Below are 20,938 nucleotides of genomic sequence, written 5' to 3'. Positions count from 1 at the left end.
CGCAGCGAACGGATGCCGGGGCTCTGTTCCGCGGGCCCCGGCATCCGTCCCGCTCGTCTCGAGGAGGAGACATCATCGTGACCAGCACACTCGAACGGCCCACGCGGCCGGCGCAGCCCCGGGTCGGGGAGCGCCAGCCGCGGCGCCTCGGCTTCGGTCGGCGCCGCAGCGCGTGGGACCTGAAGCTCTCGCCGTACCTCTACATCTCGCCGTTCTTCATCCTGTTCGCGATCACGGGTCTGTTCCCCATCGCCTACACGGCGGTGATCTCGTTCATGGACTGGGATCTCGTTCGCAACTCGGGCGAGTTCATCGGCTTCGACCAGTACGCGTGGGTGCTCTCGCAGCCCAAGTTCTGGATCGCCCTGCGCAACACCTTCAGCATCTTCCTGCTCTCGAGCGTCCCGCAGCTCATCCTCGCGATCTTCATCGCCGCCATGCTCGACCAGAACATCCGCGCCAAGACGTTCTGGCGCATGAGCGTGCTGGTGCCCTACGTGATGGCCCCCGTCGCCGTCGCCCTCATCTTCAGCAACATGTTCGGCGACCAGTACGGCGTCGTGAACACCACCCTGCAGAACCTCGGCATCCCGGCTGTGCCGTGGCACTCCGACGCCTTCGCGAGCCACATCGCGATCGCGACGATGGTCAACTTCCGCTGGACCGGCTACAACACCCTCATCCTGCTCGCGGCGATGCAGGCCATCCCGCGCGAGTACTACGAGGCCGCGACCGTCGACGGCGCCGGCAAGATCCGCCAGTTCTTCTCGATCACGCTGCCGAGCCTCAAACCGACCCTCGTCTTCGTGATCATCACCGCCACGATCGGGGGTCTGCAGATCTTCGACGAGCCGCGCATGTACGACCAGTACGGCACGGGCGGCGCAGACAACCAGTGGCTCACCGTGACCCTCTGGTTGTACAACGTCGGCTGGGGCGAGTGGAACTTCGGCCGCGCCGCGGCACTCGCGTGGATCCTCTTCCTGCTCATCCTCGCCATCGGCGCGATCAACCTTTTCATCACGCGCTCGCTCGTGCGCGACGACGGTGGCCGCGGCAACGCGCGCTTTCGCCGAGATGCCCGCGCGCAGGCGCGAGCGGCGAAGGCTCGACTGAGGGCGGATGCCGAGACCCCGGCGACCGCGCGGGACACCGACGCGCCCCGAGGCGGCGCCGCACGACAGGAGACCAGCCGATGACCGCCGTAGGCGCCACCCCCCTCCCGGTCGTCGAGCCCGACGTACCCGGTCCCGTCCGCCGCCGCTCGGGCCCCGTACGCGGCTCCCGCCCCGGCTGGGTCGTCTACGCCGCCCTCGGCGCGGTGCTGCTGGCGAGCCTGTTCCCCTTCTACTGGTCGCTGCTGATCGGTTCGGGCGACTCCTCGACCATCCGCAACGCCAACCGGTCATGGATCCCCGGCGGCAACTTCTTCGCCAATGCGGCGTCCGTCATCGGCGACCCCGCGGTCAACTTCTGGCCGGCGCTCGTGAACTCGATCATCAGTTCCGGCTTGATCGCGGCATCCGTCGTCTTCTTCTCGACCCTCGCGGGCTGGGCGTTCGCGAAGCTGAGGTTCCGCGGCGGTCCCTGGCTGCTCGTCTTCGTCGTGGCGACGATGGCCGTGCCGACGCAGCTGGGCGTCGTGCCGCTGTACATCCTCTTCAGCGAGCTCGGGTGGACGGGGCAGCTCGGTGCCATCATCATCCCGGCTCTGACGAGCGCCTTCGGTGTCTTCTGGATGACGCAGTACCTGCGGCAGTCCGTGCCGGACGAGCTGATCGAAGCCGCGCGCGTCGACGGTGCGAGCTCGTTCCGCACGTTCCTCACCGTGGGCGTTCCCGCCGCCCGCCCCGCCGCCGCGATGCTCGGTCTGTTCACCTTCGTGAGTGCGTGGAACAACTTCTTCTGGCCGTTCATCGTGCTCGATCGTCAGAACCCTACGCTGCCGGTGGCCCTGTCGCTCCTGCAGTCCAACTACTTCGTCGACTACTCGATCGTCCTCGCGGGCGTGCTGCTGTCGACGATCCCGCTGCTGCTGCTGTTCGTCTTCGCGGGCAAGCAGCTGGTCAGTGGCATCATGCAAGGGGCGGTCAAGGGATGACCCTCGCGCCCACGGAAGGAACCCGAACCATGTCCCACACCCGCTCGTTCCCCGACGGCTTCCTCTTCGGTGCCGCCACCGCGGCCTATCAGATCGAGGGGGCGGCCTTCGAAGACGGTCGCACGGCCTCGATCTGGGACGCGTTCAGCCGCGTGCCCGACGCCGTGATCAACGCCGACAACGGCGATGTCGCGTGCGACCACTACCACCGCTATGCCGACGACGTGCACCTCATGAAGAAGCTCGGGCTGCAGACCTACCGCTTCTCGACGTCGTGGTCGCGCGTCCGCCCCGACGGCGGTGCCCTCAACGCGAAGGGCGTCGACTTCTACAAGCGCCTCGTCGACGAGCTGCTGGATGCCGGCATCCTGCCCTGGCTCACCCTGTATCACTGGGACCTCCCGCAGGCGCTGCAGGACACCGGCGGCTGGACCGTGCGCTCGACGAGCGAGAAGTTCACCGAGTACGCGCTCGACATGCACGACGCGCTCGGCGACCGCGTGAACGTGTGGACCACGCTCAACGAGCCGTGGTGCTCGTCGTTCCTCAGCTACACCGCGGGCATCCACGCACCCGGGCACTACTCCCAGGCCGAGGGCATGCTCGCCGCACACCACCTGCTGCTGGGACACGGTCAGACCGTTCGCGAGCTCCGTGCGCGCGATTCCTCGCTGAACCTCGGGCTCACGCTCAACCTCACGGTGGCGGATGCCGTCGACCCGACGAACCCCGCCGATCTCGACGCCGCGCGCCGCGTCGACGGGCAGTTCAACCGGTGGTTCCTCGACCCGGTGTTCCGCGGCGAGTACCCGGCCGACATCATCGCGGACTTCCGCGAGACGGATGCCGAGGCCGTGTCCCGCTGGCAGGAGGCCGTGCGGCCCGGCGACCTCGACATCATCTCGACGCCGATCGACTCCCTGGGCGTGAACTACTACCACGGCGAGTTCGTCGGCGGCACGCCGCCCGAGATCGAGCCTCCCGCGGGTGACGCCCCCACGGTGCGGCCCGTCGGCAAACCGTTCCCCGCGCACGAGAACCTGTACTGGCACGACCGTGGCCTGCGCCGGACGAACATGCACTGGGAGGTGCAGCCCGAGGGGCTCACGCGTCTGCTCGAGCGCGTCAGCGAGGACTACTCGGCTGAGGCCGAGGTCGCCCTCTACGTCACCGAGAACGGCGCCTCGTACGACGACGAACTGAGCACCGTCGGCGATGAGTCGCGCGTGCACGACGGCGAACGCGTGGAGTTCGTCGAAGCGCACCTCGGAGCGGTCCTGGATGCCGTCGACAAGGGCGTCGATGTGCGCGGCTATTTCTACTGGTCGCTGATGGACAACTTCGAGTGGGCCTGGGGCTACGAGAAGCGCTTCGGCATCGTCTACGTCGACTACGCCACGCAGGAACGCACGATCAAGGACTCGGGGCTCGCGTACGCCCGGGTCATCGCGGATCGCGCGCTGGAGCCGGTCGTCGCCCACTGAGGTCGACAGCGAAGGCCCGATCGCATGCGATGTGCGGTCGGGCCTTCGTCGTCCGGTGAGGGTGGGGTGCGGGGGCCGTCGACGGGCGGACGTCGCGGGGATCTGATCCGGATGCCGATGCGGTCGGCGCCCTCCCCGCAGTACGCTCGCAACAGCGCACAACGCGCCTGGCCACCCGAAGCGCGGTGCGATGCCGCCGTCCCGAAGGAGGGGAGCGATGGATCTCACATCCGTTCGGGGTGCCGCCACGATCGAAGAGGTCGCGGCGCGTGCCGGAGTCTCGCGATCGACGGTGTCCCGCGTCGTCAACGGCTCCACCGCCGTCTCGCCCTCCGCCCTCGAGGCCGTGCGCCGCGCCATCGACGAGTTGCAGTACGTCCCCAACCGCGCGGCACGCTCTCTCGCCAGTCGTCAGACCCGAGCGATCGCCCTGGTGATCCCCGAACAGACCGATCGCTTCTTCGGCGACCCGTTCTTCGCCTCGATCGTCGCGGGCATCGGCGAGGTCATCGGCGAGTCCGACTACATCATGAACATGCTCATCGCGAGCGACGACGCGAGCGCCAAGGCGCTCGGATACCTCCGAGGCGGGAGCGTCGACGGGGCGATCGTCGCCTCGCACCACACGAGCGACACCTTTCTCGATCGGGTCGCTGATGTCGTGCCCGTGGTCTACGGCGGACGACCCGCACGCGTCCGCGCGGACGACTACTACGTCGACGTCGACAACGTCGAGGGCGGCCGCGTCGCCACCGCCTACCTGCTCGCCCGAGGTCACCGACGCGTCGCCACGGTGTCGGGGCCGTCCGACATGCCCGCGGGCATCGACCGCCTTCACGGCTTCCGCAACGCCATGGCCGAGGCGGGGCTGGAGCCCGCGGCCGTCGAGAACGGGGACTTCACCGAGATGGGCGGCGCTCTCGCGATGAACCGCATCCTCTCGAGCGGGGTCACCCCCGAGGCCGTCTTCGTTGCGAGCGACCTCATGGCCCGCGGCGTCTATACGGTGCTCCGCGACAAGGGCCTCGAGCCGGGGCGCGACGTCGCCGTCATGGGCTTCGACGACTCGGCGGTGTCCACCGCCCTCACGCCGTCGCTGACGACGGTCCGGCAACCGTCGCTGACGCAGGGCCGGCACATGGCATCCGTTCTTCTCGACATCCTCGCCGGGCGTCCCGCCGCCCACGCGACGATCCTGCCGATCGAGGTCGTGGAGCGCGACTCGGCGTGAGGCTGGTCAGGGACCGGCCGGCAGCCGCAGGTCGATCTCGTAGCCGCCGTCGGCGAGAGGGCCGGCGCGGAACGATCCGCCGAGCATGTGTGCGCGTTCCGAGAGTCCGAGGTGACCGAGGCGCGCCGTCGGTGCGGGATCGGGGCGCGGGGCCGGGGAGGCGGCGTTGCGCAGGATCACCTGCACGCCGCCGGTGTCGGTGCTCGTCGCGGTCACGGTGACGTGCGATCCGGGGGCGTGCTTGCGCACGTTCGTGAGCCCCTCCTGGATCGTGCGGTAGACCGCGCGCTGGGTCGCGGGCGGGAGCCCCTCGCGCAGGTCGATGCGGGCATCGACCTCGAGGTCTGCCGGGTGCAGGATCTCGTCGAGGTGTCGCAGGGTCGGCTGCGGGCCGAGGGGTGCGGCTTCCGGTCCGTCGGCGCGGAGGACGAGGAGCATCTGGCGCAGCTCGGCGAGAGTCGTGGAGGCGAGGGTGCGGATCGTGTCGGCCGTCTCGACGACCTCGGGATCGTCGGCGCGGACCATCAGAGCTCCCGCCTGCACGGTGATGAGGCTCACCTGGTGGGAGACGACGTCGTGCATCTCCCGCGCGAGGTGGGCGCGCTCCGCCGCGACGGCCTCGCGCGCGACGCGGCGGTTCTCGTCGGCGCGGGCGAGGCGCAGTTCGTCGAGGCTCGCCGACAGCCTGCTCTGATTGCGCCGGAGGCGGCCGAGCGCCACCGCACCTCCCGAGGTCATCGTCGCGTAGACGATGGCGAGCACGTGGTCGTTGACCGAGGTGAAGGTGTCCCACGACAGACCGAGGCCCAGGAAGGTGACGGCGGTCGCGACGACGAGCCAGACCATCCCTGTCGCCGCGCTCGCGACGGTGTACAGGGCGATCACCGAGGCGATCGGCCCGCCGGTGAGGAACAGAGCAGGAAGCGCCAGCGCGAGCGACAGCAGGGGGATCCTCCGGCGCAGCAGCAGGCCCGCGGCCCCGACGAGCGTCAGCACCAGTTCGAGCAGGTCGGTCGTGTACAACCCCAGCACGCCGTCGAGCGCGGCGACCGCGACGAGCCCCAGATCGATCAGCACATCGCGGCGCTTCATCGCGCGTCCTGGTCGCGCAGCAGCCCCGCGCGCTCCGCGACGAGGGCCGCCTGCACGCGCCCCTCGACGCCGAGCTTGCCGAGGATCGTACTGATGTGCGCCTTCACGGTGGCCGGGCTCAGGAACATCGCGGCACCGATCTGGATGTTCGAAAGTCCTCGCCCCAGCTGCACGAGGATCTCGCGCTCGCGCGAGCTGAGCGCGTCCACCAGATCGGTGTCGGCCGCAGGCTCCGGGCGCAGGTACCCGGCCACCACCGCGCGGCTGACGGTGGGTGAGAACACCACCCCGCCGCCGTGGAGGGTGCGCACGAGCTGGGGCAGCTGACGCGGGTCGGTGTCTTTCACGAGGAATCCCGCTGCGCCCGCATCGAGGGCCGACGCGATGTGATCGTCGGAGTCGAAGGTCGTCAGGATCGCCACCGTCATGTCCCACCCCGCCCGGCGGATGTCGCGCAGCACCTCGAGGCCGTTGCGTCCCGGCATCCGGATATCGAGGAGCACCACGTCGGGGCGCGCCTCGGCGAGCACCTCCATCGCCTGGACCCCGTCGGCGGTCGCCACGACCTCGATGTCGTCGGCGGCGCTCAGGATGTGCGAGAAGCCGGAGCGGATGAGCGCTTCGTCGTCGATGACGGCGACACGGATGATCGGGGAGGCGAAGGATGCCATGCGACCAGGCTAGGGACTCCGGGCGCCGTCGAGGCAGGGGGGCGACGCCGATCTACCCGACCGGACGCGATCGGTACCCGTTCAGCCCCGGGGTCGGGGCATGCCCGTCGAACAGACTGGCTCCCGTCCCGTTCTCGATCCAGGAGCTCCCACCGTGTCCGTTCCCCTGCTCATCGTCGGCCTCTCCCTGCTCGTCTGGGCGCTGTGGAGCCGCGTGTTCCGCAAGGTCACGGTCAACGGGCCGATCGTGATGACCGCGCTCGGTCTGCTCGGCGGCGCACTGCTGCCCGTGCAGGGCGAGCTGTTCCTCGAGTCCAAGGCCACGCTCTTCTTCGCGGAGATCGTGCTGGCGTACCTGCTCTTCGTCGATGCGCTGGAGGTGCGGGGCTCGTTCGGCTCGCACTTCACCGGGGTGCCGGCGCGGCTGCTCGGGATCGGCCTGCCGCTGTCGCTGATCCTCGTGCTGGCGGTCGGTCTGATCCTGCCGTTGGGGTTGTCGGTCGCGGTGATCCTCGCGATCGCCTGCATCTCGGTGCCCGCCGACTTCTCGCCCGAGACCTCGATCGTGCGCGACGACCGCGTCCCCGCACGGGTGCGGCGGTGGCTCAACGTCGAGAGCGGGTACAACGACGGCCTGGTCTCGCCGCTCCTGCTCGGCGCGATCGCCTTCGCCTCGGCGGGGACGACGAGCGACGCCGGACGGGCGTTCGCGGTGGCCGCCCCCGCGGGGCTCATCGCGATCCTGGTCGGCGCTGCCACCGGGGCTGCGATCGGGGGAGCGATGCGCTTCGCCGACGGGCGGGGATGGACCGAGGCGCAGAGCATGCGCATCGCCTTCGTCGCGACGCCGCTCATCGTGTTCGGTCTCGCGGTCGCCCTGCAGGGCAACGGGTTCGTCGCCGTGTTCGTCGCGGGCGTCGCCGTGCGTCTCGTGCGCGGCGCGAGCGGCATCCCCTCCGTCGAGATCTCCCTGCTCGACGATCTCTCGTGGCTGCTCAATCTGCTGCTGTGGCTGGCCTTCGGCTTCGCCTCGATCGTGCTGCTCAGCGAGACCTACGACTGGTGGCCTGCGATCGTCCTCGCTCTCGTGGCCCTGACGGTGGGGCGGTTCCTCCCCGTTCTTCTCGCCCTGATCGGCACCGAGACGACCCGCAAGGAACGGTTCTTCGTCGCCGCGATGGGACCCCGGGGCGCGGCATCCATCGTCTTCGGTCTCATCGCCGCGAACGCCCTGCCGGGGGAGGAGGGGTTCCTCGTGCTGGCGGCGACCTGCATGGTCGTGCTCGGCAGCGTCGTGCTGCACGGCATCGCGGGGCCGCTGCTGGTGCGCCGGTTCTGGCCCGCGCGAGTGACCGCTGCGTGACCGGTCGAACCACCCGATCGGCCCGTGGACGGGGCCGACCGGCTGATGCGCCGTGCGGAGGTCTCTCGCGAACATGGACGGGATGCCGGTGGTCGGCATGAGCACGCACGCTCGGGGAGGACCGATGGTCGCGGTGATGGACACGGTGCAGGCGGCGACTGAGGTGACGCCGGCGCCGCAGCCGAAGCGTCGCGCTCCGCGGTGGGACATCCCGGGGCTCGTGCGCCGTCGTACCGGCACGCTCGGGGTGACGCTGGCGATCCTCGTGGTCAGCTCCATCACGATCGCGACGCAGAGCACGTTCGAGGCCGGTCTGTTCGACCTGCGCGACATGCTGCTCGCCCTGGTACGGGTCGACGACCCGCTCGTGCTCGCAGTCACGGTGCTGCTGACGCTGGTGACGTGCGGTCTGGCGGAGGGACTCTTGGGCACGCGACGTCTGCTCGCGGCGTTCGTGGGCGGCGGTCTCGTCGTCTGCGCGATCGGCGAGGGCATCGGCCTGTTCGAGGACAACGTCATCCCCGAGGTCTCGCTGAACGTCACCCCCGACACGGGGGCGCCGCCCATCGCGGCTCTGCTGTGCGTCGCTATCGCCGCGAGCTGCTTCGCCTCGCCGCTGTGGCGCCGTCGCATCCGCATCGGCGGCGTCGTCCTCGCGGTGACGATGTTCCTCTACGCCGCCTCGGCGTCCGACCTCTACACGCTCATCGCCCTGCCCGTCGGGATGGCGGCCGGCCTCGTGCTCGGCGGAACGCGGGCCGTCGGGATCCCCCGTAGTTCCCTGCATGAAAAGCGTGTGCTGCTCGCCGCGATCACCGCGATCACCGCGATCGGGCCGGTCGTCGCCACCCTGTGGGGCTCGGGGGCCGGGGTGCTGTCGGTGTACAGCTGGTTGTCCTACGACCCGCTGAACGTCGCCGACGGCGTCGTCTGCGCGATCGGTTCGACGAACGCGCCGTGCCCGCCGCTCGCGTCGGTCTACGCCGAGCTTCAGCCCGCGTCGGGGTGGATCGCGGCCCTCCCGCAACTCGTGCTGCTGATCGCTGCGTGGGGGATTCTGCGCGGGCGACGCGGGGCCCTGCACCTCGCCGTGGGGGTGAACGCGCTCACGTTCGTGGCGATGAGCATCCTGCTCCTGCTGAGCGAGACCGACACGCTCGAGCAGCTCGCGACCGTCCGTGCCGCGTACGCCGTCGCCGACGTGTGGCAGACGATCGTGGGCATGGTCGTCGGTGCGGCTCTTCCCCTGGCGGTCGCCGTCCTGCTCGTGCGCTTCCGCAGTGCCGCGCAGATCCGGTCGACGCCCGGGGTGCGCCGAGCCTACGTGTGCACGGTCGCGGTCGCGGCGGTGGGCTCACTGACGCTGGCGCTCGTCGGCATCCTGATGACGTCCGCCGAATTCCGTCCGTGGCCGAACGTGACCACCGTGCTCGCCACGCTGCCGCTGCGCCTCGTGCCGCCCTCGCTGCTGCCGCCCGAAGCGCTGGTGTTCGTCCCGATGACCGGCGCCGCGCAAGCCGCGTGGTACCTGCCCCCGCTGCTGTTCTGGTTGACCGTCGTCGCCGCCACCGCCCGCTTCATCTCGCGCTCGGGTGCCGCCGCAGCCGCACCCGATCACGAGCGCGCGCGGGCGCTGCTCTCGGCGGGCTCCGGCGACACCCTGGGGCACATGACTCTCTGGGAGGGCAACGTCTACTGGTTCGCTGCCGACGCGGAGGCCGCGATCGCCTACCGCGTGCGCGGCGGGTTCGCGGTGACGCTCGGCGGTGCCTTCGGTCCCGACCGGGACAACGCTTCCGTCGGCGCGGAATTCGCCGCGTTCTGCGAGGAGCAGGGATGGACGCCGGTCTTCTACAGCGTCGACGACGCCGAGCGCGAGCGGCTCGCCCCGCTGGGCTGGTCGTCGCTGCAGGTCGCCGAGGAGGCGTTCCTCGACCCGCGCTCGTGGACTCCCGCCGGCAAGAAGCGGCAAGACGTACGAACGGCCACCAACCGGGCACAGCGCGAGGGGCTGACCTCGCGCTGGGCCACGTGGAGCGAGCTGTCGTTCTTCGATCGCGGCCAGATCCGCGACATCTCCGAGGCCTGGGTGTCGGACAAGACCATTCCCGAGATGGGCTTCACCCTCGGTTCGACCGACGAGCTCGACGACCCCGAGGTGCGCCTGCTCGTCGCCCGCGACGGATCGGGTCGCATCATGGCGTTCACGAGCTGGATCCCCATCCACCGCGACGGCGCGATCGCGGGGTACGCCCTCGACGTCATGCGGCGACGGGACGACGCGATGCCCGGGGTCATGGAGTTCCTCATCGGTCAGGCCGTGGAGCGACTCCGCGACGACGAGATGACCGTGATGAGTCTGTCGGGCTCGCCCCTCGCGCGGCACTCCACCGGTGACGACGTCGACCGCGGTGCCCTGGACCGCGGCCTCGATGTCATCAGTGCGCTCCTCGAGCCCGCGTACGGCTTCCGGTCGCTCGCGAACTTCAAGAAGAAGTTCCAGCCTGACTTCGCCCCCCTGTGGATGATCTACCCGGATGCCACGCAGATCCCCGCCATCGCGATCGCCCTGGTCCGCTGCTACATCCCCGGCCTCACCCTGCGCTCGGCCGCCACGCTCGCCGCGCAGCTGCGGCGGCCGCGCGAGGCCGCTTCGCGTTGACGCGTTCTCCCTCGTCACAAGAGCAGCGGGATGCCGCGAGAACATGCTGTCATCTCGTGAATCGCCCTGTTCTCGGCGCGCGGCCTGTTCTCGTGACGCCGCGCCGCGGGGTCACGTCGGGGGTGAGGCGACGCGCGAGCGGCGATACATTGAGGGCGGAATGAGCGGGCGGCGCGGGGGTGCCGCCGCTTCTCGGAAGGGGGACTCACCGTGCGGAGAGCATTGATACCGGCCGGAGGGCGCGCGCCGATCAAAGGGGCGTTCGCCGCAGTGCTCGCCGTGACGATCGCCGTCATCCTGTCGGGCTGCTTCATGATTCCCCTCGTCGACGGGCGATCCCCGTTCGACGACCCCTTCGGCTCGAGCGAGAGGGACATCGAGAACGCGATCTCCCCGATTCAGGCGGCGCTCGACGACAGCGGTGCCGGTGGTGACCGCTGGCACCTGGTGGCCGAGTCCGCGAGCGAGAACTGCGAGGGCCCGTGCAATCTCTACGTCGCGGTGCGGGTCGAGCCCGTCAACGTCGATGATCCCGACCGATGGGTGCCCGAGGAGGTGCTGCGCGAGACGCTGATCGCCGTGGTTCCGGTCGCGGAGAGGCAGCGCGTGGATGTCGCCGTGGTCTCCGGGTATCGGAAGAACGAGTACGGAGGCCTGGTCAGCGCTGAGCTTTCGACCGCTGTCGAGTCGCTCTTCGGTGAACGAGTGCGTAGCGACGAGTTCTCTGCCACCTCGGACGAGAGCTACGGCGATGCGGAGGTGCACGCGTTCACCCGGACGCACACGAACGTCCTCGCGAGCATGGGCCTGGGCTGACCGGCTCCGTCGACGTCGGCCACGCCCACTCGGCGGTGTCGGGCGATGCCCTGAGCTCGGGCGCTCGCCTCGATCGCGTCGCGCAGTTATGCAACCGCGCACGGACGCACGCGGCCGCGGTGGGCGGTGAAGTGCTGGTCGGTGACGTCCATGCTCCCGACGTGCACGTTCGTCTGCCACGAGATCGGGTAGAGCGCCGATAGGGCTGCGACCCCATGTCGCGTGAGGGCCACGTCGCCGGTCACGAGAACAGGAGATGTCACGAGGACAGGCCGTTCCGGCGGAAATCGTCCTGTTCCGGTCGCGAAGCCTGTTCTCGTGACGTCGTCCGGTGCGCGCTCCGCTCAGCGGGCTTCGGTCTGCGGCCGCTGGTACACGTCGGGGACGTCGTCGCCATCGGCATCCACCTCTTCGTCCTGCGCGAGCTGCTTGTAGCGGCGGTTACGCACCAGCAGCACGGCGGAGGCGAGGACGGATGCCAGGAGCGAGGCTGCCATGATCGCGATCTTCGCGTCGTCGGTGTGTGGGGAGCCCTCGGGGAAGCTCAGCTCGGCGATCAACAGCGACACGGTGAACCCGATGCCGGCGAGCAGGCCGACCCCGGCGAGGTCGATCCATTTCAGCGCCGGGTCGAGCCGCACCTTCGTCACGAGGGTCAGGATGCGCACGCCGAGCAGGATGCCGATCGGCTTACCGAGAACGAGACCGGCGACGACGCCGATGGTCACGGGGTCGGTGAGCGCCCGCATGATGCCCTCGCCCCCGCCGACGGCGACACCCGCGGCGAAGAACGCGAAGATCGGCACCGCGATGCCGCTCGACAGCGGCCGGAAGCGGTGCTCGAACTGTTCGGCGAGGTCCATGCCGTGGTGCTCGGGCTGACGGCGCGAGGCGGCCACGGGGATGGTGAAGGCGAGGGCGACCCCGGCGATCGTGGCGTGCACGCCCGACGCGTGCAGGAGGGCCCACGCGGCGAAGCCGATCGGCAGCAGCACGATCCACGCGCCCCACGCGTGGCGCGAGAACCAGGCTCGCGCCCGGTGCGCGATCGCACCGTAGATCGCGACGAGCACCGCGAACACGGCCAGGGGCAGCAACGAGATGTCGCTGGTGTAGAAGATCGCGATGATCGCGATCGCGATGAGGTCGTCGACGACCGCGAGGGTCAGCAGGAAGATGCGCAGGGGCCCGGGCAGGTGCGAGCCGACGAGGGCCAGCACGGCGACGGCGAACGCGATGTCGGTCGCGGTGGGGATCGCCCACCCGGCCAGCAGGCTGGGCTGCGTGTGCACGATCGCGACGTAGATGAGGGCCGGAACGGCGACGCCCGCGAACGCCGCCGTGACCGGGACGATCGCGGTGCCGAAGCGGCGCAGGCTGCCGCTGACGATCTCGCGCTTGAGCTCGAGGCCGACCATGAAGAAGAACACCGCGAGCAGGCCGTCGGCCGCCCACGTCCCCAGGCTCAGGTCGAGATGCCACGGCTCGTAGCCGAAGCGGAAGTCGCGCAGCGCGAAATACGCCTCGGAAGCGGGGGAGTTCGCCCAGATGATCGCGATGATCGCGGCGACCACCAGCAGCATGCCGCCGACCGATTCGCGGCGGAGCAGCGTCGTGACGCGGTGGACTTCGGCGTACCCGGGCCAGTGCGGCGCACGGGTGGTGTCGTTCTTCGTCATGGGGGTCCTCAGGGGTCGATCGACAGATCGTCGACCAGACTTCCCGACACGCCTCTCCCAGTTTAGACGGCTCGACCCCGGGCGACCGACGAACGGCCGGTCGCCCGAGCGCGTCAGGCCGACCCTTCAGCGCGCGGCGGCTCGCCGCGCGTCAGCTCGGGTCGCCGCCCAGCGGGCCCATCGCGGGAATCGGTCCGCCGTCGTCGGCGCCGGTCTTGCGCGCCCGGGCGATGGCGTTGCCGAGGTGATAGATCACCAGCGCCGCGACGGAACCCAGCACGATCGGGCCGAGCTGGAAGTCACCCCACTGCATGGTGAAGCCGGCGATCGCGAGCACCAGGGCCACGGCGCCGGTGTACTGGTTCACCGGGCGCGAGAAGTCGACGCGGTTGTCGACCCAGATCTTGATGCCGATGATGCCGATCAGGCCGTAGAGAGCGGTGGTGACCCCGCCCAGGACGCCCGCCGGGATCGTGTTGAACACGGCGCCGATCTTGGGAGACAGGCTCAGCACGATCGCGGTGAGACCGGCGACCCAGTAGACGGCGGTCGAGTAGACGCGGGTCGCGGCCATGACGCCGATGTTCTCGCCGTAGGTGGTGGTTCCCGAACCGCCGAAGGTGCCGGCGAGGGTGGTGGCGACACCGTCGGCGATGAGGGCGCGGCCGGTTGAGCGGTTGGCGGTGGCATCCGTCATCGCCGCCACACCGCGCACGTGGCCGACGTTCTCGGCCACGAGCACGAGCACCACGGGAAGGAACATGGCGATCACCGACCAGGTCGCGGGGGTCGTGAAGTCGGCGATCTGGAAGGTCGGCAGGCCCGCCCAGGGAGCCGCCGCGACGGCGTCGAAATCGATCAGCTTCTCACCCGTGCCGGCCTGGATGAGCACCGTGGCAACGTAGCCCACGATGACGCCGAGGAAGATCGAGATCCGCCCGAGGAAGCCGCGGAACAGCACACTGAACACGATGACGGCGACGAGCGTGATCGTGCCGGGCAGGGGCTGCACCTTGAAGTTCGACCAGGCGACCGGTGCGAGATTGAAGCCGATCAGTGCCACGATCGCCCCGGCGACCACCGGCGGCATGACCGTGTCGACCCAGCCGAGCCCGACGAACTGCACGATGAAGCCGATCACGGCGAGCAGCACGCCGACGGCCACGATGCCCGCCAGCGCCGAGCCGGTGCCCGCGGTGGTCGTCGCGGCCGTGATCGGCGCGATGAACGCGAACGACGAGCCCAGATAGCTGGGGAGGCGGTTCTTCGTGACGAGCAGGAACAGCAGCGTGCCGACACCCGAGAACAGCAGCGTCGTCGACACCGGGAACCCGGTGAGCACCGGCACGAGGAAGGTCGCGCCGAACATCGCGATCACGTGCTGGAGCCCGATCGCGATCGTGGCGCCCCAGTTCAAGCGTTCGCCGGGGGCGACGACGGCCCCGGGTTCGACGGTGCGTCCGTTGCCGTGCAGCTTCCAGCGGAACATGTGTCTCCTCAGGTGGGGGTGGATGCCGAGATCACACGCTGTCGCTGAGAACACGCCTCGTGGCATGTGGTCTCGGCGAGGTCACGTGATCTAGGCGACGTAGCGCGCGGGAGGCGAGCAGATCAGCTCCCGGTCAGCAGGCGCAGCAGGGTGGCGTAGCGCTCGCGGGTGCGCTCGACGATCTCGGCGGGCAGGGCCGGTGGCTCGCCCTGCTTGTCCCAGTTCTCCGCCAGCCAGTTGCGCACGATCTGCTTGTCGAAGCTCGCCATGCGCTCGGCGGGTGTCGTTCCGGTGCGCCAGGCCTCGGCATCCCAGTAGCGGGACGAGTCCGAGGTGAGCACCTCGTCGGCCAGGGTCAGCACGCCGTCGGCGTCATAGCCGAACTCGAACTTCGTGTCGGCGAGGATCAGTCCGCGGGCCTCGGCTGTCTCGGATGCGCGTCGGTAGATCTCGAGCGAGAGATCGCGCAGGGCCGAAGCCGTCTCGGCCCCGACGAGCTCGACCGAGCGTTCGAAGGTGATGTTCTCGTCGTGTTCGCCCATCGGCGCCTTGAACGCGGGAGTGTAGAGCGGCTCCGGCAGACGGTCGCCGTCGTTCAGGCCCTCGGGGAGAGGGATGCCGCACACCGTGCCCTCGGCCCGGTACTCCGCCCAGCCCGAGCCGGTGAGGTAGCCGCGCACGACGCACTCGATCGGTTGCATGTCGAGGGACCGGACGAGCATCGAGCGCCCCTGCACGGCATCCGGGATGAGGGCGACGGCCTCGTCGCCCACCAGAGCGTGGTCGGCGGCGAGGTGGTTCGGGATCGAGCGGCCCCCGTCGGCGCCCGCGAGCTGATCGAACCACCACAGGCTCAGCGTGGTGAGCAGCTCGCCCTTGTCCGGGATGCCGGGAGACAGCACGCGGTCGAAAGCGCTCACGCGGTCGCTGGCGACGACGAGCAGGAGCGCGGGGGCCTCGCCCTCGGCGGTGTCGGCCGGCACGTAGAGGTCGCGGACCTTGCCGGAGTAGATGTGGCGGAAGCCGGGGAGCTCGAGCGGGGGAGCGGTGGTCACCCGCTCATTATTGCGGGTGCGCGCGCCCCGCACCGGCGCGGATTGTGTCACAACGCTCGCTCGCGCGCCTGCCCCCCGGACGCGGCCACCCTCCTGACTACGCTCGGTGGAATGACCGAGGCAGCCCCCGATACCGCGGTGAGAATCGACCCGCACGCCGGTAGCCGGCATACGACCATCCGCGGGTGGGTGTTCTGGCCCGCAGCCGGCATCGCCCTGGCCTTCATCGCTTTCGCGCTGATCTTCCCGTCCGCGGCCGAAGCGACCTTCACCGCGGTGCAGACGACCATCGTGTCCACGTTCAACTGGTACTACGTGCTGATCGCCGCGTTCTTCGTCGTCTTCGCCCTCACCATGGGCTTCAGTCGGTTCGGCACGATCAAGTTGGGCCAGGACGACGACGAACCCGAGTTCTCGACCATCTCGTGGTTCTCTCTCCTGTTCGCCGCCGGCATGGGTATCGGCCTCGTCTTCTACGGGGTGAGCGAGCCGCTCAGCCACTTCGTCTCTCCCCGCCCCGGCGTGGAGGGCACTCCCGCCGAACTCGCGCAGCAGGCGATGTCGCAGACCTTCCTGCACTGGGGCGTGCACGCGTGGTCGATCTACGTCGTGCTCGGTCTCGCGCTCGCGTATGCCTTCCACCGCCGTCGCCGCCCCCGCACGATCCGCTGGGCTCTCGAGCCGATCCTCGGTGCGCGCCTGGTTCAGGGCGGGTGGGGCAACGCGATCGACGTCGCCGCCCTCGTGGGCACGCTCTTCGGTGTCGCCACCTCGCTCGGGCTGGGCGTCATCCAGATCAGCGCGGGCCTCGACTTTCTCGGCGTCGTGCCGCCCACCATCATTAGCCAGGCCATCATCATCGGCATCATCACCGGGTTCGTGCTCTTCTCGCTGCTCTCGGGCGTGGGCAAGGGCATGAAGTGGCTGTCGAACATCAACCTCGTGCTCGCGGGCGTGCTCATGCTGTTCCTGCTGTTCGCCGGCCCGACGGAGTTCCTGCTGCGCGACGTGGTGCAATCGATCGGCAATTACATCCAGAGCTTCGTGGGCTTGTCCTTCACGGTCAGCGCGTATGCGGGTGACGGCGGCGTCGCCTGGCAGGGCGCGTGGACGGCGTTCTACTGGGGCTGGTGGATCTCGTGGGCGCCCTTCGTCGGGATCTTCATCGCGCGCATCTCGCGCGGTCGTACCGTGCGGGAGTTCGTGGTCGGCGTGATCCTCGTGCCGACGCTCGTCGGCATCCTGTGGTTCACCGTCCTCGGCGGCACCGCGATCTACGGCGAGCTGACGGGCACCGCGTCGTACACCGGGCCCGACGGGTCGGTGGACGTGTCGACCGCGTTGTTCCAGATGCTCGAGAACGTCCCGGCCTCCGGGGTCCTGATCGTCGGCTTCCTCATCCTGATCGCGGTGTTCTTCGTGACCTCCGCGGACTCGGGCGCGCTGGTGATGAGCATGATCGCCACCGGCGGCGAGGAGGAGCCCAAGAAGTGGGTGCGCGTGTTCTTCGCCCTGGCCACCGCGGTGATCGCATTCGCTCTCCTGATCGCGGGCGGGCTGCAGGCGCTGCAGACCGCGGCGATCAGCATCGCTCTGCCCTTCAGCGTCGTGCTGCTGGCCATCTGTTGGGCCACGGTCGTCGCGTTCCGACGCGAGATGAAGGCCTACGACAAGGCCGAGCGCGCTCAGTTGCGTGATTCGATCGGTGAGCACTACGGCCTCGAGGTCGAAGAACCGAACCAGCGCGGCATCTTCGGCATCCCCGTGCGGTGGCGTCAGCGGCGTGCGGTGGCGGCACAGGCCGAGGCGCGCGAGGTGGCTCTCGCCGATGCGGAAAGCAGCCCCGAATCGGTCGGAAGCGACCCCGCGAAGGCCTGACCCCCGGCATCCCTCACCGCTGCGAAGCACGCCGCGCCCCGAATCGGGCGCGGCGTGCTCGCGTCGAGTGTGCACGACGCGCCGCGACGATTCGCGCGCCAACGGTGTGTGCTCGACACGCGACGTTCATCTTCGCGCGTTGGCGCGGGGCGAGGAATGAGCGTATAGTCCACGTGGACTAGTCGAAACGGACCATGAGGAGGACGGATGCCGGAGGCCAGCCATCTCACCCCCGTCGCCGTCATGATCCTGGCCACGCTCCGCGAGGCTGACATGCACACGTACGAGCTCGTGCGCCTGCTGAAGGAACGCCGGGACGACCGCCTCGTGCCCCTGCAGAAGGGCACGATCTATCACACGGTCGCGCGCCTCGAACGCGACGGTCTCCTCGCGGAGGTCGGCGTCGATCGCGACGGCAACCGTCCCGAGCGCACCACCTACACGATCCTGGATGCCGGCCATCGGGCCGTCGAAGAATGGGTGCGCGCCGAACTCCCGCGAATCGACAGACCGGGCGAATTCCGGGTCGCCCTCTCCGAAGCCCACAACCTCGGGCGCGCCGAGGTCATCGGTCTGCTCGACGCGCGCCGCGCCCGGCTCGTCGCCTCCGTCGAGGAACATCACGACGGTCTCAGCGTCGCGGCCGAGCGCGAGACCCCCGAACAATTCCTCGTCGAGCTGCGGCGTCAATCCGCTCTGCTCGACGCCGAACTCGCGTGGCAGGACTCCCTGCGTGCGCGCCTCGCCGATCGCTCCCTCCCCTGGGGCATCGCCGAGATCCCCGAACACATCAAGAAGAAGCACCGCGTCTCAAAGGAGACCACAGCATGACCGACTCTCGCGCCGCCTCCGCGGCATCCACCCGTACCGGGTCCCACCAGACCCACGAACGCAGCCCCTGGCCCGCCCTCTGGGCGCTGGTCATCGGGTTCTTCATGATCCTCGTCGACACCACGATCGTCTCGGTCGCGAACCCCGCCATCAAGGCAGCCCTCGACGCGAACACCAACAACCTCGACAACGTCGTGTGGGTCACCAGCGCCTACCTGCTGACGTACGCCGTGCCGCTTCTGATCACCGGTCGCCTCGGTGACCGCTTCGGCCCCAAGAACATCTACCTCATCGGTCTGGCGCTGTTCACCCTCGCCTCGCTGGCCTGCGGCCTCGCGCCCTCGCTCGAGGTGCTGATCGCCGCCCGGGCCGTGCAGGGCCTGGGGGCGGCGATGATGACGCCGCAGACCATGGCCGTCATCACCCGCACCTTCCCGCCGCAGAACCGCGGCGCGGCGATGGGTCTGTGGGGTGCCACCGCCGGTGTCGCCACGCTGGTCGGCCCCCTCGCCGGTGGACTGCTGGTGGACGGCCTCGGCTGGGAGTGGATCTTCTTCATCAACATCCCCGTCGGCATCATCGGCTTCGTCGCCGCCGTCATCCTCGTGCCGCAGCTGCCGCGCACCGCGCACAAGTTCGACATCCTCGGCGTCGTGCTGAGCGCCGTCGGTCTGTTCCTCATCGTGTTCGGTCTGCAAGAGGGCGAGCACTACTCGTGGGCCGCGTGGATCTGGGCGATGGTCGCCGCGGGCGTCGCCGTCATGGCGGTGTTCGTCTGGACGCAGGCGCGCAGCACGGGGGAGCCGCTCGTTCCCCTCGACCTCTTCCGCGACCGCAACTTCTCGATCGCGAACCTGGCGATCGCGGCCGTCGGCTTCACCGTGACGAGCATGGCTCTGCCGCAGATGTTCTACCTGCAGCTCGCCCGCGGCCTGACGCCGACCGAGTCGGCGCTGCTGCTCGTGCCGCTGGCGATCCTGTCGGGCGTGCTCGCTCCCTTCGCGGGCAAGTTGCTCGACCGCACCGACCCGCGCTTCCTGCTCGTGCCCGGTCTGCTGCTGGTGGGCGGATCGCTCGGCCTCTACGTCGCGCTGATCCTGAACGACGCGCCGATCTGGATGTTCCTCATCCCCTCGGTGTTCATGGGCATCGGAAACGCCGGCATGTGGGGCCCGCTCGCGACGACTGCCACGCGCAACCTCCCGCCGCGCCAGGCGGGCGCCGGCGCCGGCATCTACAACACGACCCGCACCGTCGGATCGGTCATCGGCTCGGCATCCATCGCCGCCTTCATGCAGGCGCGCCTCGAGGCGAATCTGCCGGGTGCCGCGGACGCATCTGCGAGTTTCGGCGGCGGAGCGCTTCCTCCGCAGGTCGTCACCGGCTTCTCTCAGGCGATGGGGCAGTCGCTCGCGCTGCCCATCATCGTGATCGGGCTCGGCCTCGTGGCGGTGCTGTTCATGCGCCGTCCGTCGGTGATCCGCCCGCACGGTGCTCCGCGCGACGCGGCTCCGGCCCAGGCCGCTCCGGCTGCCGCGGGCGAGTAACCCGCCGAACGCCGCCGTCCCTGCCGAGGGGCGGCGGCGTTCGCCGTTTCCGTGTCGACGGGAGGAGATTCGGCGAGCGGAGGAGGGATGCCGCGGACTCCATCCTCCGCAGCGCGAATGTCCTCCGTTCCACGTGCGAGGCGGACGGCGGTGCAGAAGTGTCCTACGGACGCCCGGCCCGGATCGCCGCGACGACCCGTTGCGCGTCGGACGCCTCGGCGCCGAAGAACCGCGGCTGAGCCGACTCGATGCGAATGAGGCCGCGGGAGTACTCCTGCTCGAGGAAGACATTCGTCACCCGGCGCAGCTCCACCGTCCAAGTGTCGGTCGTCGAGGCGAAGACGACGCGGGTGGGAGTGACCGCGAGCAGCCCTCCGCGGGCCGGAGGCGACGACTCGGCTTCGACCGTGAGCAGGGGCACCTCTTCGGGCAACAGCGCCGCAGCGAGACGTTCGCGTGCGTTCTCGCGCCGCATTCGATCACCTCACGAAGGTTCGCGGTGCGTGAGCATCGCCGTTCGAAGCCTATGTCGCGACACCCGGCCGACGCGGAAATGGGGGGTGCGCCGGCCGGGCGGCTCGGGGATCCGCGAGGCGGAACACTGTGGAGACGGGTCGACCGACGGATTCGTCACGCGGGATCGTCAAGCGGGCGCAGGACCGCGGGGCTCGAGAACGTCGCCACCGTCGCGCCCACCGCTCCACTCCGACGCCCGATGGGCCTCTCGACTCGCGCCGCGCGGATGTGCGTCTCGACGTCGTCGAAGCGAGCGGCATCCGCCCCGCGTCCGAGCCCGGTACCGGGGACGAGGAGTGTCCCGCCCACGGGCGGGAAGCCGTGACGCTCGGAGAACCGCTGTGCGCGCTCGTCGACCCCGAAGGCGAGGAAATGCGCCGCGTCGTCGCCGATCGTGGCGCGCAGGGGGCCCGACCCGTGCTCCTGTCCCTGATCCCGCGTGCGAGAGTCAAACTGGCAATCGGTCGCCAATGTCTGCGCATTCGCCTATGACGGACCTGAGAGGCGCATACTTCGAAGACCG

General features: G+C 69.7%; 18 protein-coding genes. 10 read left to right on the top strand and 8 right to left on the bottom strand.

Translation table 11 applies throughout. The features are described from left to right. Positions 1-77 precede the first annotated feature (77 nt). The 4 genes from DEU35_RS05270 (at position 78) to DEU35_RS05255 (ending at position 4,816) form a co-directional block, all read left to right on the top strand. Complete coding sequence (locus tag DEU35_RS05270) at positions 78-1,199, top strand: carbohydrate ABC transporter permease (protein WP_181904575.1); 1,122 nt, start codon at positions 78-80, stop codon at positions 1,197-1,199. Next, positions 1,196-2,101: a carbohydrate ABC transporter permease gene (locus DEU35_RS05265; protein WP_116238789.1), complete on the top strand. Its 906-nt coding sequence runs from the start codon at positions 1,196-1,198 to the stop codon at positions 2,099-2,101. The genes DEU35_RS05270 and DEU35_RS05265 overlap by 4 nt, the downstream gene beginning before the upstream one ends. Positions 2,102-2,130: 29 nt before the next feature. Then, positions 2,131-3,585, top strand: coding sequence for a glycoside hydrolase family 1 protein (locus tag DEU35_RS05260; protein ID WP_116238788.1), 1,455 nt, complete (start codon positions 2,131-2,133; stop codon positions 3,583-3,585). 217 nt (positions 3,586-3,802) lie between these two features. Further along, positions 3,803-4,816, top strand: coding sequence for a LacI family DNA-binding transcriptional regulator (locus DEU35_RS05255; RefSeq protein ID WP_103206965.1), 1,014 nt, complete (start codon positions 3,803-3,805; stop codon positions 4,814-4,816). Positions 4,817-4,822: 6 nt separating this feature from the next. On the opposite strand, the gene DEU35_RS05250 is transcribed toward DEU35_RS05255, so the two are convergent. Continuing rightward, positions 4,823-5,908, bottom strand: coding sequence for a sensor histidine kinase (locus tag DEU35_RS05250; protein ID WP_116238787.1), 1,086 nt, complete (start codon positions 5,906-5,908; stop codon positions 4,823-4,825). Further along, positions 5,905-6,579 (bottom strand): response regulator transcription factor, encoded by a 675-nt coding sequence (locus tag DEU35_RS05245; RefSeq protein ID WP_103206963.1) that lies wholly within the window; start codon positions 6,577-6,579, stop codon positions 5,905-5,907. The genes DEU35_RS05250 and DEU35_RS05245 overlap by 4 nt, the downstream gene beginning before the upstream one ends. Positions 6,580-6,733: 154 nt before the next feature. Here DEU35_RS05245 and DEU35_RS05240 point away from each other — a divergent pair, with 154 nt between their 5' ends. The 3 genes from DEU35_RS05240 (at position 6,734) to DEU35_RS05230 (ending at position 11,420) form a co-directional block, all read left to right on the top strand. Next, positions 6,734-7,942 carry a cation:proton antiporter gene (locus DEU35_RS05240; RefSeq protein WP_258873331.1) on the top strand — a complete coding sequence of 403 codons (1,209 nt, stop codon included), beginning with the start codon at positions 6,734-6,736 and terminating at the stop codon, positions 7,940-7,942. A gap of 97 nt (positions 7,943-8,039) precedes the next feature. Then, entirely contained in the window at positions 8,040-10,604 is a 2,565-nt protein-coding gene (locus DEU35_RS05235; RefSeq protein ID WP_181904574.1) for a bifunctional lysylphosphatidylglycerol flippase/synthetase MprF, read from the top strand. 270 nt (positions 10,605-10,874) lie between these two features. After that, the gene (locus tag DEU35_RS05230; protein WP_116238784.1) at positions 10,875-11,420 is read left to right on the top strand and encodes a hypothetical protein; all 546 of its coding nucleotides are present in this window, start codon (positions 10,875-10,877) and stop codon (positions 11,418-11,420) included. 86 nt (positions 11,421-11,506) lie between these two features. Here the strand turns inward: DEU35_RS05230 and DEU35_RS17010 are convergent, their stop codons facing one another. From DEU35_RS17010 to DEU35_RS05215, 4 genes are all read right to left on the bottom strand, one after another. Continuing rightward, the gene (locus DEU35_RS17010; RefSeq protein WP_181904572.1) at positions 11,507-11,665 is read right to left on the bottom strand and encodes a hypothetical protein; all 159 of its coding nucleotides are present in this window, start codon (positions 11,663-11,665) and stop codon (positions 11,507-11,509) included. 99 nt (positions 11,666-11,764) lie between these two features. After that, complete coding sequence (gene nhaA, locus DEU35_RS05225) at positions 11,765-13,099, bottom strand: Na+/H+ antiporter NhaA (RefSeq protein WP_116238783.1); 1,335 nt, start codon at positions 13,097-13,099, stop codon at positions 11,765-11,767. A 151-nt stretch (positions 13,100-13,250) separates the two neighbouring features. Then, complete coding sequence (locus tag DEU35_RS05220; protein WP_116238782.1) at positions 13,251-14,588, bottom strand: uracil-xanthine permease family protein; 1,338 nt, start codon at positions 14,586-14,588, stop codon at positions 13,251-13,253. 122 nt (positions 14,589-14,710) lie between these two features. Continuing rightward, positions 14,711-15,643 (bottom strand): phosphoribosylaminoimidazolesuccinocarboxamide synthase, encoded by a 933-nt coding sequence (locus tag DEU35_RS05215; protein WP_116238781.1) that lies wholly within the window; start codon positions 15,641-15,643, stop codon positions 14,711-14,713. A gap of 111 nt (positions 15,644-15,754) precedes the next feature. Between DEU35_RS05215 and DEU35_RS05210 the strand changes: the two genes are divergently transcribed. The 3 genes from DEU35_RS05210 to DEU35_RS05200 all read left to right on the top strand — a co-directional run bounded on the left by DEU35_RS05210 (position 15,755) and on the right by DEU35_RS05200 (position 19,899). Then, a complete protein-coding gene (locus DEU35_RS05210; protein ID WP_116238780.1) occupies positions 15,755-17,521 on the top strand; it encodes a BCCT family transporter in 1,767 nt (588 codons plus the stop codon). A 207-nt stretch (positions 17,522-17,728) separates the two neighbouring features. Next, positions 17,729-18,352 carry a PadR family transcriptional regulator gene (locus tag DEU35_RS05205; RefSeq protein WP_103206955.1) on the top strand — a complete coding sequence of 208 codons (624 nt, stop codon included), beginning with the start codon at positions 17,729-17,731 and terminating at the stop codon, positions 18,350-18,352. After that, positions 18,349-19,899 carry an MFS transporter gene (locus tag DEU35_RS05200; RefSeq protein WP_116238779.1) on the top strand — a complete coding sequence of 517 codons (1,551 nt, stop codon included), beginning with the start codon at positions 18,349-18,351 and terminating at the stop codon, positions 19,897-19,899. Before DEU35_RS05205 ends, DEU35_RS05200 begins: the two co-directional genes overlap by 4 nt. Before the next feature lie 163 nt (positions 19,900-20,062). Here DEU35_RS05200 and DEU35_RS05195 read toward each other — a convergent pair whose 3' ends face one another. Next, complete coding sequence (locus DEU35_RS05195) at positions 20,063-20,374, bottom strand: hypothetical protein (RefSeq protein WP_116238778.1); 312 nt, start codon at positions 20,372-20,374, stop codon at positions 20,063-20,065. A gap of 155 nt (positions 20,375-20,529) precedes the next feature. Continuing rightward, a complete protein-coding gene (locus DEU35_RS05190) occupies positions 20,530-20,886 on the bottom strand; it encodes a hypothetical protein (RefSeq protein WP_116238777.1) in 357 nt (118 codons plus the stop codon). Positions 20,887-20,938: the final 52 nt, after the last annotated feature.

This window comes from Microbacterium sp. AG157 (assembly GCF_003385695.1).
GTDB lineage: Bacteria > Actinomycetota > Actinomycetes > Actinomycetales > Microbacteriaceae > Microbacterium > Microbacterium testaceum.
Note: the sequence above shows the minus strand (reverse complement) of the source record. Positions and strands in the feature narration are given on the sequence as shown.